General features: G+C 72.1%; 13 protein-coding genes. 9 read left to right on the forward strand and 4 right to left on the reverse strand.

What is annotated here, in order from left to right:
• A partial coding sequence (locus tag Q3W68_RS16105; RefSeq protein WP_368045742.1) for an AAA family ATPase occupies nt 1-1,466 on the reverse strand: 1,466 nt, incomplete at its 3' end.
• 172 nt (nt 1,467-1,638) lie between these two features.
• Between Q3W68_RS16105 and Q3W68_RS16110 the strand changes: the two genes are divergently transcribed.
• Nucleotides 1,639-2,196: a M23 family metallopeptidase gene (locus Q3W68_RS16110; protein ID WP_302906206.1), complete on the forward strand. Its 558-nt coding sequence runs from the start codon at nt 1,639-1,641 to the stop codon at nt 2,194-2,196.
• A gap of 76 nt (nt 2,197-2,272) precedes the next feature.
• Nucleotides 2,273-2,911 (forward strand): glyoxalase/bleomycin resistance/extradiol dioxygenase family protein, encoded by a 639-nt coding sequence (locus Q3W68_RS16115; protein WP_302906207.1) that lies wholly within the window; start codon nt 2,273-2,275, stop codon nt 2,909-2,911.
• Nucleotides 2,912-2,922: 11 nt separating this feature from the next.
• Here Q3W68_RS16115 and Q3W68_RS16120 read toward each other — a convergent pair whose 3' ends face one another.
• A complete protein-coding gene (locus Q3W68_RS16120; protein WP_302906208.1) occupies nt 2,923-3,744 on the reverse strand; it encodes a hypothetical protein in 822 nt (273 codons plus the stop codon).
• Between the two features lie 317 nt (nt 3,745-4,061).
• Between Q3W68_RS16120 and Q3W68_RS16125 the strand changes: the two genes are divergently transcribed.
• The 7 genes from Q3W68_RS16125 (at nt 4,062) to Q3W68_RS16155 (ending at nt 12,538) form a co-directional block, all read left to right on the forward strand.
• On the forward strand, nt 4,062-4,607 hold the full coding sequence (locus Q3W68_RS16125; protein WP_302906209.1) for a hypothetical protein: 546 nt from the start codon (nt 4,062-4,064) through the stop codon (nt 4,605-4,607).
• 128 nt (nt 4,608-4,735) lie between these two features.
• Complete coding sequence (locus Q3W68_RS16130; protein ID WP_302906210.1) at nt 4,736-5,686, forward strand: hypothetical protein; 951 nt, start codon at nt 4,736-4,738, stop codon at nt 5,684-5,686.
• 73 nt (nt 5,687-5,759) lie between these two features.
• Complete coding sequence (locus tag Q3W68_RS16135; RefSeq protein ID WP_302906211.1) at nt 5,760-7,019, forward strand: hypothetical protein; 1,260 nt, start codon at nt 5,760-5,762, stop codon at nt 7,017-7,019.
• 191 nt (nt 7,020-7,210) lie between these two features.
• Complete coding sequence (locus Q3W68_RS16140) at nt 7,211-8,143, forward strand: HNH endonuclease (protein WP_302906212.1); 933 nt, start codon at nt 7,211-7,213, stop codon at nt 8,141-8,143.
• A 287-nt stretch (nt 8,144-8,430) separates the two neighbouring features.
• Nucleotides 8,431-11,340, forward strand: coding sequence for a M36 family metallopeptidase (locus tag Q3W68_RS16145; protein WP_302906213.1), 2,910 nt, complete (start codon nt 8,431-8,433; stop codon nt 11,338-11,340).
• Between the two features lie 184 nt (nt 11,341-11,524).
• Nucleotides 11,525-11,965, forward strand: a complete 441-nt coding sequence (locus Q3W68_RS16150) for a ribonuclease domain-containing protein (protein ID WP_302906214.1) — start codon at nt 11,525-11,527, stop codon at nt 11,963-11,965.
• 57 nt (nt 11,966-12,022) lie between these two features.
• Nucleotides 12,023-12,538 (forward strand): barstar family protein, encoded by a 516-nt coding sequence (locus tag Q3W68_RS16155; protein WP_302906215.1) that lies wholly within the window; start codon nt 12,023-12,025, stop codon nt 12,536-12,538.
• A 361-nt stretch (nt 12,539-12,899) separates the two neighbouring features.
• Here Q3W68_RS16155 and Q3W68_RS16160 read toward each other — a convergent pair whose 3' ends face one another.
• Together Q3W68_RS16160 and Q3W68_RS16165 are read right to left on the reverse strand one after the other, a co-directional pair.
• A complete protein-coding gene (locus Q3W68_RS16160) occupies nt 12,900-13,625 on the reverse strand; it encodes an HD domain-containing protein (protein WP_302906216.1) in 726 nt (241 codons plus the stop codon).
• Nucleotides 13,626-13,632: 7 nt separating this feature from the next.
• Nucleotides 13,633-14,148: an ATP-binding protein gene (locus Q3W68_RS16165; RefSeq protein WP_302906217.1), complete on the reverse strand. Its 516-nt coding sequence runs from the start codon at nt 14,146-14,148 to the stop codon at nt 13,633-13,635.
• Between the last annotated feature and the right edge of the window lie 82 nt (nt 14,149-14,230).

The raw sequence follows: 14,230 nt of genomic DNA on the forward strand, positions 1-14,230 counted from the left end.
GTGCCGATGGCGTCGGCCAGCGCGGCTTCCGCCGTCGTCAGGGCGCGCCAGGAGGCGGCCAGGTCGGTGCCGCCGGTGGCGGCCAGCCGCGCCGCCGCCCGGACCGCGCCCGCCGCGTCCATCGCGGTGCGCAGCCGTTCCGCCGGTACGTCGGCGCCGGTGAGGCGGCGCAGCCGTTTCCCGGCGCGGGCCCGCCGCCAGCGCCGCCACCAGCCGTCGCCTGCTGCTGTTGCCTTCGCCAGCGCGGAGGCGACAGCGTCCAGGTCGGTGTCCGGGTCGAACAGGCGGGGGACGTCCTGGCCCAGGACGGGCAGCAACGGCTGCCAGTCGGGCAGCGAGGCGGCGCGGCGTTCCTGGTCGAGCGCGGCGGCGATCCCGGTCGACAGGGCAGTCACCCGGTCGTTCGCGGACGTCACGGCGGCCTCGGCGGCTCGCAGCGTGGCGGCGTCCGTTCCGGCTGCCGTGCCGCCGGCCAGCTCGGCGGCGATCGTCTCGCGGCGCTCGGCGTCGCCGAACAGCACGGGCGCCGGCCCGCTGTGCCGGCGCAGCAGTTCGCCCAGCACGTCGGCGGCGTGCACCGACTGGGTGGCCACCAGCACCGACCCGCCCCGGTCCACGGTATCCAGCGCGGCGGCGACCAGGGCGTGGCTCTTGCCGTTGCCGGGCGCGCCCGAGACGACCACGACCGGCTCGGCACGGGTGCGCCGCACCACGTCGCGCTGGGCCGGACTCAACGGCAGCGGCGACAGCACGCCGTCCTCGCCGCCGCGGCCGCTGACGTCGTCGTGACGCCTGGTGTCGTCGCCCGGGTCGGGGTCGCCCCGGTCGGTGTAGAGGCGGCTCAGTGCCGTGTCCGCCAGCCCGGGCCGGGCCGCCCAGGCGAGCAGCGTGTCGCGCAGCCGGCGGGCAAGCACGTCGCGGGTGGTGAAGAGCGCCGCGGCGGCGACTCCGACGAGCGTGTCGTCGTCGATGCGGCGGGGTGGCCGCGCCAGCACCTTCTCCAGTTTCAGGCCCGCCGCCTCGGCGACTGTGGTGATCCACGCGGTCGTGCCGGGCGCGCCGAGCCACCCCGGCCCGGCCAACCCCGGAGCGGCCTCCAGGCTGGCGGCGAGGCTGCGGTCCTCGATCAGCGGGGTCAGTTCCAGGTCCCCGGCCGGCACGATCCGGTAGCTGCGGCTGGTGCGGTCCAGGCGTACCGGCTGGGCCAGCAACGGCACGCGGACCCGCAGGCGGGTGCCGTCGAGGTCGGCCGCGCCGACGACGAAGGCCAGACCCCGGCGCAGGATCCGCTGGTCGCGGTGCAGCGCGTCCAGTGCGGCAAGCCTCTCCAGCGTGGCGTCGCGCGGCGCGCGGTCGGGTTCGGACAGCCAGATCAGCGGACGGCCGGTGCCGGACACGTCGAAGGTCCGCTCGGCGCCGGCCGGGGCCAGGTCGGCGAGCGCGGTGAGGATCCTGGCCGCCTCCATCGCCCGCGATTCTGCCGTACGCGCGCCCGGCCGTTCCACCGCCGGCGGTACCCGCGACCGCGGCGGAGTGTAGGAAACTTTTGCCTAGATATTCCTCCGTGTAGCTATTTACCCGGCTGGGGGCCGGCCCATAGCATCGATTTTCATCGTTGTTAATCGGAGAGGAGGGCCGATGTCCCCGACGTTTACCGCCGCCCGGATGCGCGTGCCCGCGATGCTCACTGTCGCCGTCGTCGCCGGGGCGCTGCTCGGAGTGCAGCCAGCGCAGGCCGCCCGGCCGGGCTTCCGGATGCCGTTCCTGTGCGGCCAGACCTGGCAGGGCAACAACTGGAACGGGCACAGCCCCGCCCACGCCATCGACTGGAACCACTACGACGCCAACGGCAGTCCCGACGACCTCGGTCGCCGGACGGTCGCCAGTGCCGCCGGCACCGTCCTGGAGTCGTACTACTCCACGACCTCCGGCTACGGCAACACCATCGTCATCGGGCACGGCGACGGCTGGCGCACCCGGTACGCCCACCTCGACTCACGCGCGGTGGCCAAGGGTGACACCGTGAAGCGGGGCGACGTCATCGGCCGGGTCGGCGCGACGTCGGCGAAGTACGACCTCAGCCCGCACCTGCACTACGAGCAGATCCACGACGGCGCCGTCGTGGTGGCGGTCGTCCAGGGCGTCACGTGGTCCGATGGGCTGAAGCGCAACCAGACCAGCACGAACGGCTGCTGACCCGTCGCGACACCGGCCGACCAAAACATGATCTGCAAGACGTGATTTGCAGAGCGCCAATGGGTAGAGTGGCGCGGTGCGCAGTGGGGTGCAGGCTCAGGTTCCGGTGCTGTATGTCGGCGACGCCGACGCGGCGCGTCGCTTCTACGCGCTGTTCGGTTACACCGGGCAGCCCGGCGAGGACGGGCGGTCCCGTCTGCGCTGCGGCGAGATGACCCTGCTGCTCGTCGAGGCCGGCCCGGTCCCGGTCCCGGCCGCGCTGTACCTCTACGTCGACGACGACGCCGCGACCGCCGAACGCCTCGTCGCGGCCGGCCACCCGGTCGAGCACCTGCCCGGCGGGGAGTGCCGCACCGCCGACCCGGACGGCAACACGATCATGTTCACCCGGTCCTCGTCCCTGCCCGCCCCGGCCCCGCAGGCCGCGGACGGGCGGCCCTCGCAGGTCCGCCGCGCCGCCCAGGTCGCCGCGCGGCGCGACGGCGCCCCCGGGCACTGCCGGATCGGCGGGCCGCGCGGCGAACCCTGCGCCGAGCCGGCCGAGGTCAAGCTCGCCGACTCGTGGGGCGACACGGTGTGGGGCTGCCTGGCCCATGCCGACGAGGCGCTCGTCAACGCGCGTGGTGCGTTCCTGGCCACCGAGGACAGCACCGGGATCGCCGCGTACCTGGCCGTCCGGCAGGCCCGCCCCGAGGCGGCCGCCGTAGCGGGCTGACGCCGTCAAGCTCAGACCTGGGGCGGCTCCGGCTCACCGGAGCGGGGCCGCTGTCCCGGGGCCGGCCGCGGTGCGGGCGGGGGGAGCAGTGGCTCCAACGGGGTGAACGACTCCACCGGTCCGTCCGGCCGCGATCCACGCCGCGCCCGCCCCGCCTCGCCCGTCGTCCTCGTCTGCTCCGGCCGGTGGTCGCGCCGGTCGCGTTCCGCGGCGTACTCGGCGCGGCGCCGGGCCAGGTCGCGTTCGCACTCCAGCGCGATGCGCTGCTCCCAGTACGGCTGGAGCAGCTTGCGCACCCGCTCGTCCAGGTGCACCGTGACGTCCGGCTCGCAGGCGAACGTCACCTCGCCGCGCGCGTACGTCCAGGGCGACGGGTCGTCCTCGGCCAGCGCGGCGGTCAACGCCGCGTGCAGGTCACGCGGGCGGTGCGGCGGCACCTCCGCCGCGCACCGGACGGCCAGCCGGTGCAGGCGCTGCGCGGCCTGCTGCTGGAAGTAGTCCACGTACCAGCCGAACAGCTCCGGCCGGGCGGTCTCCGACGACCAGGTGTAGGTGGCGCGGACCAGGAACACGTACACCTGGCCCTGCGCGGGCACCGCGAGCGGCTCCGGGACGCGCCTGTCGACCGTGGTCACCGGCGTCACCGGCGCCTCGGTCCACCAGAGCTGCCGCAGCGTCGGCTGCGCGCCGTCCCAGAAGCGCCGGGTCCGCACGCGCGCCGCCTCGCCGAGCGCCCGCGTCCGTACGCTCCAGCGCCGCCGCCAGCCGTCGACCGGCGCGCCGGGCGCGGGCCGGCGGTCGCCCGGCCCCGGATCCTCCGGCACCGCGGTCATCGCACCCCCTCCATGCCGGATCGCAGCACCGCGTCCCGCGGCGTCACCGGGACGCGCGGGCCGTCGGGCGAGGGGTGGCCGGACCGCCGTGCCGGTCCGCGATCCACGCTAACAACCCCGACCGGTGTACGCGCGCAGCCGCGCGTCGGGTGTTGACCGATCGGACGAGCCGCCTCGTAGTCCTATCCGTGGGACTCGGCGCGAGTTCGGTCCCGTTCACGGGACCGACCATCCAGAGTCGATCGGCACACCTTGATCCGTGTCCGTGCCGCTCCATAGCGTGAGCTTCCGTGATCCTTCGGGGAGGACCAGAACCCATGGGTGTCGACGCTCGCCACGCCGCCGGCCGGACCGTGCAGTACCTGCGGTCCCTCGCCGAGCGGCAGTACGACCGGGTCTGGACCCCGGACTTCCTGCACCTCACCCCCGACGTGCAGGGCTTCGCCGTGTTCCACCGCGGCGGCCTGGTGCTGGTCTACGGCGCGGTGTCGCCGGAGGACCCGGCCCGCTGGGTCTTCCGGATGGCCTGCGTGGCCGGCGCCGACGTGCCCGACATCTCCGGGGCGATGGCCTGGGCGAACATCCGCAACCGGCTGGCCGAGGCCGGGCGCTACTACTGTGTGGTCAAGTCCGACCAGAGCGCCTGCCACGTGGTGTTCGCGCTCGACGTGCGCAGCCCGCTGCTCGACGACGTCACGGCGCCCGACGCCCAGACGGTACGGGAACTGCTGCACTTCTCGCTCGCGGTGTGCGTCCACAACGCGGTGGCGGACTTCCGCGACCTGGCGTCCTACCTGCCGGCGCGGCCGCTGGCGCCGACCGAGATAGACGCCTGGACGCTGTTCGCCGGCACCCAGGACTGATCGGGCGGCATCGGCTCGCCGGGTCGGCGTCGACCCGCTGGAACGCGGAGCCATCGGTGGCGGTCTGTCGAGGAGATCGGTACTTACGGGTGCCGCGGTCCCGGCGGCGGGACGGCTAGAGTCTTCGCGTGATCGACCGGAAGCTGCTCCTGTCCCGCCTGCGGGAGCAGGTCAAAAGGCGGGAGAAGGACCTGCGGGAGCGGGCCGATCCGGTCGAGGAGGTACGCCTCAACCAGCCGCTCTCGAAGGATGAGGGTGCGCATTCCTGGTCGCTTGCCTCTGCGTTTGTGGCGACGCATTACCACTGCCTGCCGGATCCGGTAAGGACGGCCGTCAACCGTTCAGCGGCGTACCCCGTGGAGTTGGGCCGGGAGATCGACGATCTGGCGCGGCGGCTCGCCAGGGTGACCCCGGCGGCGGTTGCCGGCTCCGGGGTGCCGACCCGCGAGCGGCTGGATGCCGCCGGCTACGAGTGGCACTGCGTGCGTGGCGTGATGATCGGATTGCAGGAGGAGCTGGACTGGCAGGTCTACTCGCTCTGCGGGCTGCTGGACGAGGACCTGACCGCGCCGGAGAGCGTCCGGCCGCCGATGCAGGCGCTGGGGGAACGGGCGTTCGAGATCGTGCTCGCACGCAAGATGCGTGACGAGGGCCTGGCGACGCAGTGGTTCGAGCGGCACCGGTCGAAGCCGATCACCGAGCTGCCGGCGTACTGGCGGCCTGAGTACCGGGCGATCGTGGAGCGGCGGATCGCGGTAGTCGAGGGCAACCGCACCATCGGGCTGATCGAGCGGCCGGAGTACAAGCGCCGGTGGACCACCGAGGCCTGGGACGTGATGCAGCGCGAGGCGCTGCGGGACTGGCTGCTCGACCGGTGCGTGGCACGGGAGCTCTGGTATCACCACGTCGGCGGCCTCGAGCAGCCGCGCTCGCTGACCACCGCGCAGCTCGCCGACGAGCTGCGCCGCGACACCGATGTGCTCACCGTCGCGGGCATCTACGCGCCCGGCCAGGATCTCGACAAGGTGATCGCCGACCTGTTCGCCGATGAGCACGTAGTTCCTCGCCCGGACCACTAACCGTCTGCATCTCAAGCTGCGAACAGAGTGGACAGCGTCGCTCTCCACCCTCCCTACCCGTCAGGAGCCGAGAATGGGCAACGAGATTCAGCTGGTCAGCGACGGCGACGGACTGGCGGTCATCGGAGATCCGACGGCTGTCGAGCGCTTCCTCGTCTCCGAGGGCCTGCCGTCGAAGGACCTCGGGCTGCCTCGGCTCGGGTCTGTTCTCAAGGTGGGAGCGGCAGCGGCTCAGGCCGGTTCCGAGATCGCCGCCAACTCGGGTCGTTGGGTGCAGCTGACCCGGGAGTCAGCGCAGATCGTCCACAAGTTCGGTCTGATGCCGACCAAGACCCCCGGGGTCAGCCACGCGATGGTGGGAGATCCAGGCTCGATCCAGAAATGGCTTCAGATCTCGAAGGGGCCCGGGGCGGTCGCCGGCAACCCGGCGCTGCTTGCCGGCGCTGCGGGGCTCATGGCTCAGCTCGCGATGCAGCAGAGCATGAAGGAGATCACCGACTATCTCGCCACCATCGACGAGAAGGTCGACGATGTGCTCCGTGCCCAGAAGGATGCGGTGCTGGCCCGGATGATCGGCGTGGGCTTCGTCATCGAGGAGTCCATGACCATCCGCGAGCAGCGCGGCCGGGTCGACGAAGTCACGTGGTCGAAGGTGCAGGGCGCGCCGGCGACCATCGCAGAAACCCAGGCGTACGCGTTGCGTCAGCTCGACGCGCTCGCGGAGAAGCTGGAGCGTAAAGCCGCGATCGGTGATCTTGCGAAGGCGGCAAGGGAAGCGGAGTCGAAGGCACAGGAGTGGCTCGTCGTCCTGGCCCGCTGCTTCCAACTACAGGACGCCATCGCGGTGCTCGAACTCGACCGGGTGCTGGACGCGTCGCCCGACGAGTTGGACGGGCACCGCGTCGGGCTGAGGAACGCCCGGCAGAACCGGCTCGAACTCATCTCCCGGTGCACCGAGCGTCTGCTGGCCCGCATGGAAGCGGCCGTGGGCAGGGCGAACGCAAAGGTGCTGCTGAACCCGATGGACTCACCGGCTGTGGTGAAGTCGAGCAACCACGTCTCGGCAGCCATCGTCGACTTCCACGGGCGACTCGGGATCGAGGGCGATCGACAGTCGTCGGAGGCGAGACGATGGACGGACGCGGCCAAGGAGGCGAGAGACAAGGCGCTCGAGACCGGCGCAGACGGCGTTGATGCCGCCCGGCGCCTCGGCAACGACACCTTCGACAGGGCCAAATTGGCGACGGGCAAGCTCTCCGGCCGGGTCGGCGGGTGGGCGTTGCGTCGGCGCGGGGAGGACGACGAGCTCAAGGAGAAGAGTGGGGACGCTTGATCAGGAGAGAGGACGTGCCCTGACGCTGGCCACATGTCCGCGCCTGGTGTGGCGGAGGACTGACCGGGACCCCCGCTGTCTACGTCTTCGTAACGGATTGGACGAGTGGAGGCGCGAGCCCTGACTGGTCGGTTCGGGTTCGTGGCGCCGGTAGGGTAGCCACAAGATCCGCTCTGGTGCAGGCTGGCGTTGTGAAGGTCTTCGTCGGAGTCACGGACGAGAAGTGGTATCGGTTTCTGGCGGCGCGTCCTGATCTGAACGAGGTGAACTTCTGGCGTCCGTCGGGTGGTGCATTTCGTGCGCTCACGCCTGGCGAGCCGTTTTTCTTCAAAGCCCACTATCCGCTCAACCGGGTCGTCGGCGGTGGCTTCTTCAGCGGCTTCACGCAACTGAAGATCTCGGAGGCCTGGAACCTCTTCGGTGAGGGCAACGGCGTTGCGAGCCTCGACGAGATGAGGCGTAGCGTCGGGCGGTACCGAAAGCAGCCGATCGAGCCGGGGGAGGATCCGGTGATCGGGTGCATCTTCGTGCGTGACAGCGTCTTCTTCCCCGACGGCTCTACGGTCGATCCGCCCCCTGGCTTCGCGCCGAACGTCGTACAGGGCAAGACGTACGACCTTGCTGATCCAGCCGCTGCGGACTACTTCGGTCTTGCCCTTCACCGCCTTCTGGGTGGAGACGTCGAATTGGACCTTCGTGAGCCATGGCATCGCCCCGGTCCGGTCTACGGAGATCCACGGCTCGTGCCCCAGCGTCTCGGCCAGAAGTCGTTCAAGGCGGTGGTGCTCGGTGCGTACGGCCGCCGCTGTGCGATCACGGGCAACAAGCTGCAACCGGTGCTCCAGGCGGCGCACATCCGGCCACTGCCGGCGGGCGGCGAGCATCGGATCGACAACGGCATGCTGCTCAGGTCCGATGTCCACATCCTCTTCGATCAGGGTTACCTGGGTGTGGACCCGAGGTACCGCCTGATGGTGAGTCCGCGCCTGCGAAGCGAGTTCGGCAACGGCGACCAGTTCTACGCGAAGGCCGGGTCCGTCATCGCGATCCCAGAGCGACGTGGAGACCGCCCGAAGGCCGAGTTCCTGGAGTGGCACTTGGAGTCAGTGTTCAAAGCAGCCTGACTACTGAGTCGCCTCCCGTCGAGCGGCAGCCGCTGACGCCATGGAGATCTTGGTACGAAAGGGCCCTCATAGAGGCCGTTTCGTACCAAGATCTACTTGTGTCCCGCCTGGTGAGACGCGAGTCTCGAAACTGCCCCGAGTCGCCGTGCGGGCCGCCGAGAAATCGACGCAGCAACATTTATGGATGTTCGGATGGTGTCGGCGCGTCGATCGTCCTGGTCGGATGGCGGAACGGACATCGCCGTTCGACGATGACAGGAGGGACCGTGCGCACACCATCCCGTGCGTTGACGGGGACCACCGCGCTGCTGCTGGCAGCCGGTCTGGTCCTGACCGCCGCTGGCGGCGGCCAGGCGGCACCCCGGGAACAGACCCGTACCCAGGCGCCACCCGACCACCTGCCGGGCGACCGGCACGACACCAAGGCCAAGGACAACCGCAAGGGCCGCGTCCTCGCCAGCGACCGGCAGCGCGACCGCGCCGCCGCGCTCGGCGCGCGCGTCCGCTGGACCGACTTCGGTACGCCCGCCACGCTCACCTCGACCGGCAAGCCGCTCGCCACCGGCCTGCCCGCCGACCCGGCAGCCGCCGCGCGGGCGTACGTGGCAGCGAACCGGGACGTGCTGGGGCTGACCGCCGAGGGCGCCGCCGCGCTGGAGCTGCTGACCGTGGCGCCGATGGGGCAGGGCGCGACGGTGCTGTTCCGGCAGCGCTTCGGCGAGCTGCCGGCCGCCGTCGACGGCATGCTGTCGGTCGGCGTACGCGACGGATCGGTGTGGCACGTCAGCTCCTCGCTGGCCCGTGACGCCGGTACGCCGGCCCCCGCCACGATCGGCGCCGATCAGGCCCGCAAGGCCGCCATCGCCGACGCCGGCCGTGCCGACGCGCAGGTCGTGCGTACCTCGTTGGTCGCGGTGCCCACCGCGGACCGCGGGCCGCGCGCGGCGTGGGAGGTGGTCCTCGGCGCGGACACCACAGGCGCGGACCCGGCCGCCTACTCCACCTACGTGGATGCCCGCGACGGCGCCGTGCTCGTTCGCGAGGACCTGATCGACCACGACGCCGATCATCCCTCGTGGGAGGTCTTCCCGAACTCGCCGCGTGTCGACGGGTCCTCGGTCGACACCCGCAAGCGGTGGTGTGCCGTGCCGGCGCGCGGATGCGCCGAGGTGGTGGGCGTGCCCGGGCACCCGGCGTGGGACGTGGACCCGGCCACCGGCCAGTCCACGACCACGACCAAGGGCAACAACGCGATCGCGGTGCAGAACTGGAACAGCAACGACCCGTTCAGCGTCGGCACCGAGACCGCGACGCCCCGCCCGGACCGCAGGTACGACTACCCGTGGACGAACCAGTGGCAGGAGCAGCGCTGCAACCCGGAGGTGTTCACCTCGCCGCAGGCGAACGACATCGACGCGGCGCGGGCGAACCTGTTCGCCATGCACAACCGGATGCACGACTGGACGTATCACCTCGGGTTCACCGAGGAGACCTGGAACATGCAGCAGGACAACCTCGGCCGTGGTGGTCTCGGTAACGACCCCGAGCAGGGCAACGCGCAGGCCGGCGGCATCAGCGGCGGTCCGCCCACGTTCGCGGCGCGTAACAACGCCAATCAGATCACCCCGCCGGACGGCGTCGCGCCGACCACCAACATGTACCTGTGGCAGCCGATTGCGGGATCGTTCTACGCGCCCTGCGTCGACGGCGACTTCGACATGTCGGTGATCGCCCACGAGTACGGCCACGCGGTCACCAACCGCATGATCGCCGGCCCGAGCGCCGGGGTCAGCTCGCCGCAGGGCATGAGCGAGAGCTGGTCGGACCAGCTCGCCATGGAGTACCTGTTCGAGCACGGGTACGCCGCACCCGGCCGACGTGGCTTCACCATCGGCGAGTACACCACCGGGGACCCGAACGCGGGCATCCGCAACTACAACATGAGCGACAGCCCGCTCAACTACAGCTCGGTCGACTACGACTTCGTCGGCCTCCAGGTGCACGCCTCCGGAGAGCTGTGGAGCGCCACCAACACCGACATCCGCGCGGCCATGATGCGCCGCTGGGGCAGCGGCACCCCGGCCGTGCAGAAGGCGTGCGCCACCGGCGCCCGCGACGTGACCGCCTGCCCGGGTAACCGGCGCTGGATCCAGCTGGTCTTCGACTCGTTCCTGCTGATGTCCGTCAGCCAGGTCAGCATGGTCGACGCCCGCGACGCGATGCTCGCCGCCGACCGGATCCGCTTCGGCGGGGCCAACCAGGACCTGCTGTGGAACGCGTTCGCCGGGCGCGGCCTCGGCGAGGGCGCGGCCAGCGTCGGCCACACCGACGCCGACCCCACGCCGGGCTTCACCTCGCCGTACGCGCGGGAGGGCTCGCTGCGGCTCCTGCCGGTCGGCGAGCGCGGCCCGGTGGCCGGGGCGCAGCTGTTCGTCGGGCGCTACCAGGCGCGGGCGGTGCCGGTGGCGGACACCGACGCCGCCACCCCGCTGACCGACCGGGTGGACCTCGTCCCCGGCACGTACGAGTTCGTGGTGCGGGCGCCCGGCTACGGCCACACCCGCATCGGCCCGGTGAAGGTCAAGGCCGGCCAGAACCGGACGTTGGCAGTGTCGTTGCGTCCCAACCTGGCTTCGGCCACGGCGGGCGCGACGGTCGCCGGCGACGGCATCAACCTGGCGCAGGTCGTCGACGACGACGAGGCCACCAACTGGGCCTCGCTGGGCGCGCCGGTCGCCGGCCGCCAGGTCACAGTCGACCTGGCCGGTGGCGTCCAGCAGGTACGCCGGGTGCAGGTGAGCGCCATGCTGCGCCCGCCGGTCGTCGGTGACGCGGACGCCGGCACCCAGAGCCGGTACTCCGCGGTGCGGCAGTTCCGGGTCCTGGCGTGCACCGCGACCGGTCCGGTGACCTGCGCAGACGCGGCGGACTTCCGGCCGGTCTACACCAGCCGGCCGGACGCGTTCCCGGCTGTGGCGCCGCGTCCCCGGGCGCCCGAGCTGATCATGCGGTCGTTCGACATCCCGCGCACCAAGGCCACGCACCTGCGCGTCGAGGTGCTGACCAACCAGTGCACGGGCGCGCCGGACTACGCCGGTGAACAGGACGACGACCCGCGGGCGGCGACCGACTGCGCCACCGCCAGCCCGCAGGCGCAGAACGTGCGGATCGCCGAGTTCCAGGCCTTCACGCACTGATCCACATGGCGGGTGCGGACGGGCGGATCGGTCGCCCGCCCGCACCCGCCATCGTGTGTTCACACGGGGTTCGGGGTGCCGTCGCCGGATCGGGGCTGTACCACGGGCAGGATCCTCGCCAGACTGAGCGCGACCGGTTAATGATGCCTGTCGATGTCCTGCCGGCTCGCTCAAGGAGGATCCCTTGACCCCGTTCCGCGCCGCCGTCACCCGCGTACGCCGCGCCCTCGCCGCTTACGCCCTGGTCGCCACCGTGGCCGCCGCCGCGCTCGTCGCCCCGTCCACGGTTTCCACCCGGCTCGCCGAGCCCGCCGCGGCCGCCGTGTACGGCTCCTGCACGCAGTCCCGCTGCGCCGACGCGCGCACCGCCCGGTCCGGCTGGTCGGCGAAGAGCTTCCCGACCAGCCGTGGCTGGTACTCGTGGAGCGGCGGGCAGTGCAACTTCGCCGGCGGCCGGTTCTACAACTACGAGGGCCAGTTGCCCTCCGGCGCCACCTACTACGAGTACGACGTCTACCCGCGCGCCTGCAACGCCTCCCGGGACGCGTACCGGATCGTGGTCAACAAGAGCACCGGGGTGACCTGGTTCTCGCCCGACCACTACGCCAACTTCTACCGGCTCTGAGTCGCCTCGGCGCCGGCCGGGCGACCCGGGCCGGCGCCGTCGGGAAAGGACGGATCCATGGGCGCGGCGTCCTCGCAGGCACCGGCCTGGCTCGTGTACGACGCCGAGCCGGCCGGCGGTGTCGCCGTACCAGGCTCAGGCGGTGGCCCGCAGTCGGGCGGTGGCCTGCAGTCGGGCGGCGGGGCGCTGGCGGGTGGCGGCGGGCTGCCAGGCGGCGTGCTCATTTCCGGCTCGCAGGCGCGGACACGGGCCGGGCTGCACGAGGCGCTGGCCGGGGTGCTGGCGCTGCCCGGCTGGTACGGCCGCAACTGGGACGCGCTCGCCGACGTGCTCGCCGACCGCCTCGACGCCGGTCCCCTGACGGTGGTCGTGGCCGACGCGGCGGACCTGCTCGCCGACGAGCCGCCCGCCCAGCTCGGCACACTGCTCGACGTGCTCGGCGCGATCGCCGCCGGTGGGCACGAGACGCTGCGGGTGGTGCTGCGCGACCAACCGGACCGGCTGTCCACCCTGCGCGACCGCGTCGCCGCCTTGCTCGGCGGACGGGTCGGCGGCCCACCCTCCATCGGCTGAGCCCGCCACCCGCCCTCTCAGCCACCCGCCCCGGGCCACCCGTTCTCGCCACGCGCCCACCCGTCCCCGAGCCACCCGCCCTCGCCGCGCGCCCATTCGCTCCGCCCTCGCCTGGCCGCCGCGCCGGGGCCCGTCGCCGGCGTGCCGCCCGGCCCCCGGACCAGGCGTTGATCAAGGAGTTTGCGTCCGGATCAGGCTCCCGCAGAGCCACAAACTCCTTGATCAACGCCGCGGCGGTGGCTCGGGGCGGGCCGGGCAGGGTCGGGGAGGGGGTGATCCTGAGGTTGGCGGGGGTGGGGAGCGCTTTCCGGGCGGTCAACTTCATGATCGGCGGGGCGGGGCGGGGAGAGGAGCGGGGCAGTTAGGCGGGGTGGTCGAGGATGGCGCTGAAGCGCTCCTCGGCCAGGTCGAGCTGGGCGAGGATGTGTTGCTTGACCGGCGGGGACAGCGGTGTGTCCGGGCGGGCGACCAGGTCGCGGAAGACCGGCACCAGCGGGCGGTACTTGGTGGCGGCGCGGGTCACCTTCGGCCCGACCGTGTGGATCACGCCAACGCCGTTGTCGGTGAAGTCGGACACCTTGATCACCCGTGCCCACGGCTCCCGTTCGAGGCTCGCCGCCACGTGCTCCCGGTACTGCTCGTCGCGGTCCCGCCCCGGGTCGTACGCCGGGTTGGTGACCGCCGCGACCAGCCGGGCGACCCGCGCCCCGAACCGGTCCGACAGCGCGGCGAGCGCCGCCGGGGTCGCGTCGGCCCCCGAGCCGGGATCGAGCCCGGCCAGCTCGGCGGGGTGGTCCTCGACCGCGTCGTGCAGCAGCCCCGCGACGATCACGTCCACGTCCCGCACCTGGTAGTGGTGCATCAGCCGGATCGCCACCCGCAGCAGGTGGTTGAGGTAGGGCTCGCGTACCCGCCGGTCGTCACGGTGCAGGTCGGCGGCCAGGTCGAGCGCCTCGGTCAGCCGGTCCCGGGCGGCCTCGTCGAACGCCGCGATCTCCAGCCGGAACCGGGCCAGCAGGCCGGGCTCACCGTGGATCTCGGTGATCGCGTGCATCGGCATGGTGGCGAGGTAGGCGGGGAACTCCATGCGTCCCTTATAGCTGATCTTCGCTAGATCCGGCGTCCGCCGGGCCGCTCACGTCGCCGGTGAGGCGCTTGACCAGGCGTACGCAGGTGCCCTCCGGTGTGCCGACGATGGTGGCCTCGTCCATCACTCGCGCCATGATCAGTCGTCCCCGGCCGCGGTCGCCGGTGTCGTCGCCGTCCGCCGGGCGCCAGCCGCCCTGGTCGCGTACCTCGATCTCCAGCCGGTCGCCGCGCAGCTCGGCCCGCAGCGTGGTGATGCCCTCCCGGGCGAAGCGGTAGCCGTGCTCGATGGCGTTGGCGCACGCCTCGCCGGTGGCGATGAGGACGGTGTCGACGTCCCACTCGCTCACGCCCTGGGCGTGCAGCCAGCCACGCAGCCGCTCCCGGGTGGTGGCGAGCCGGGCCGGGTCGGCCGGCAGGTCGATGGTGAGAACCGGGCCGACGTCGCCGGATGCCCCACCCGTCACGTCCGGCCCTCCGTCCCGTGCCCGTCCCCGGACCTGGGCGCCCACTCGCGCTGTCACCGCCTGATTCTCACCCTGTTGTCCCCGGTGGCCGCCGATTCATTCCCCCGGCGGCGGTGTCCGTCAACGTGATCATTGCGCA

The sequence above is a fragment of the Micromonospora sp. C28ISP2-4 genome, from assembly GCF_030519385.1.
Taxonomy (GTDB): Bacteria; Actinomycetota; Actinomycetes; order Mycobacteriales; family Micromonosporaceae; genus Micromonospora; species Micromonospora tulbaghiae.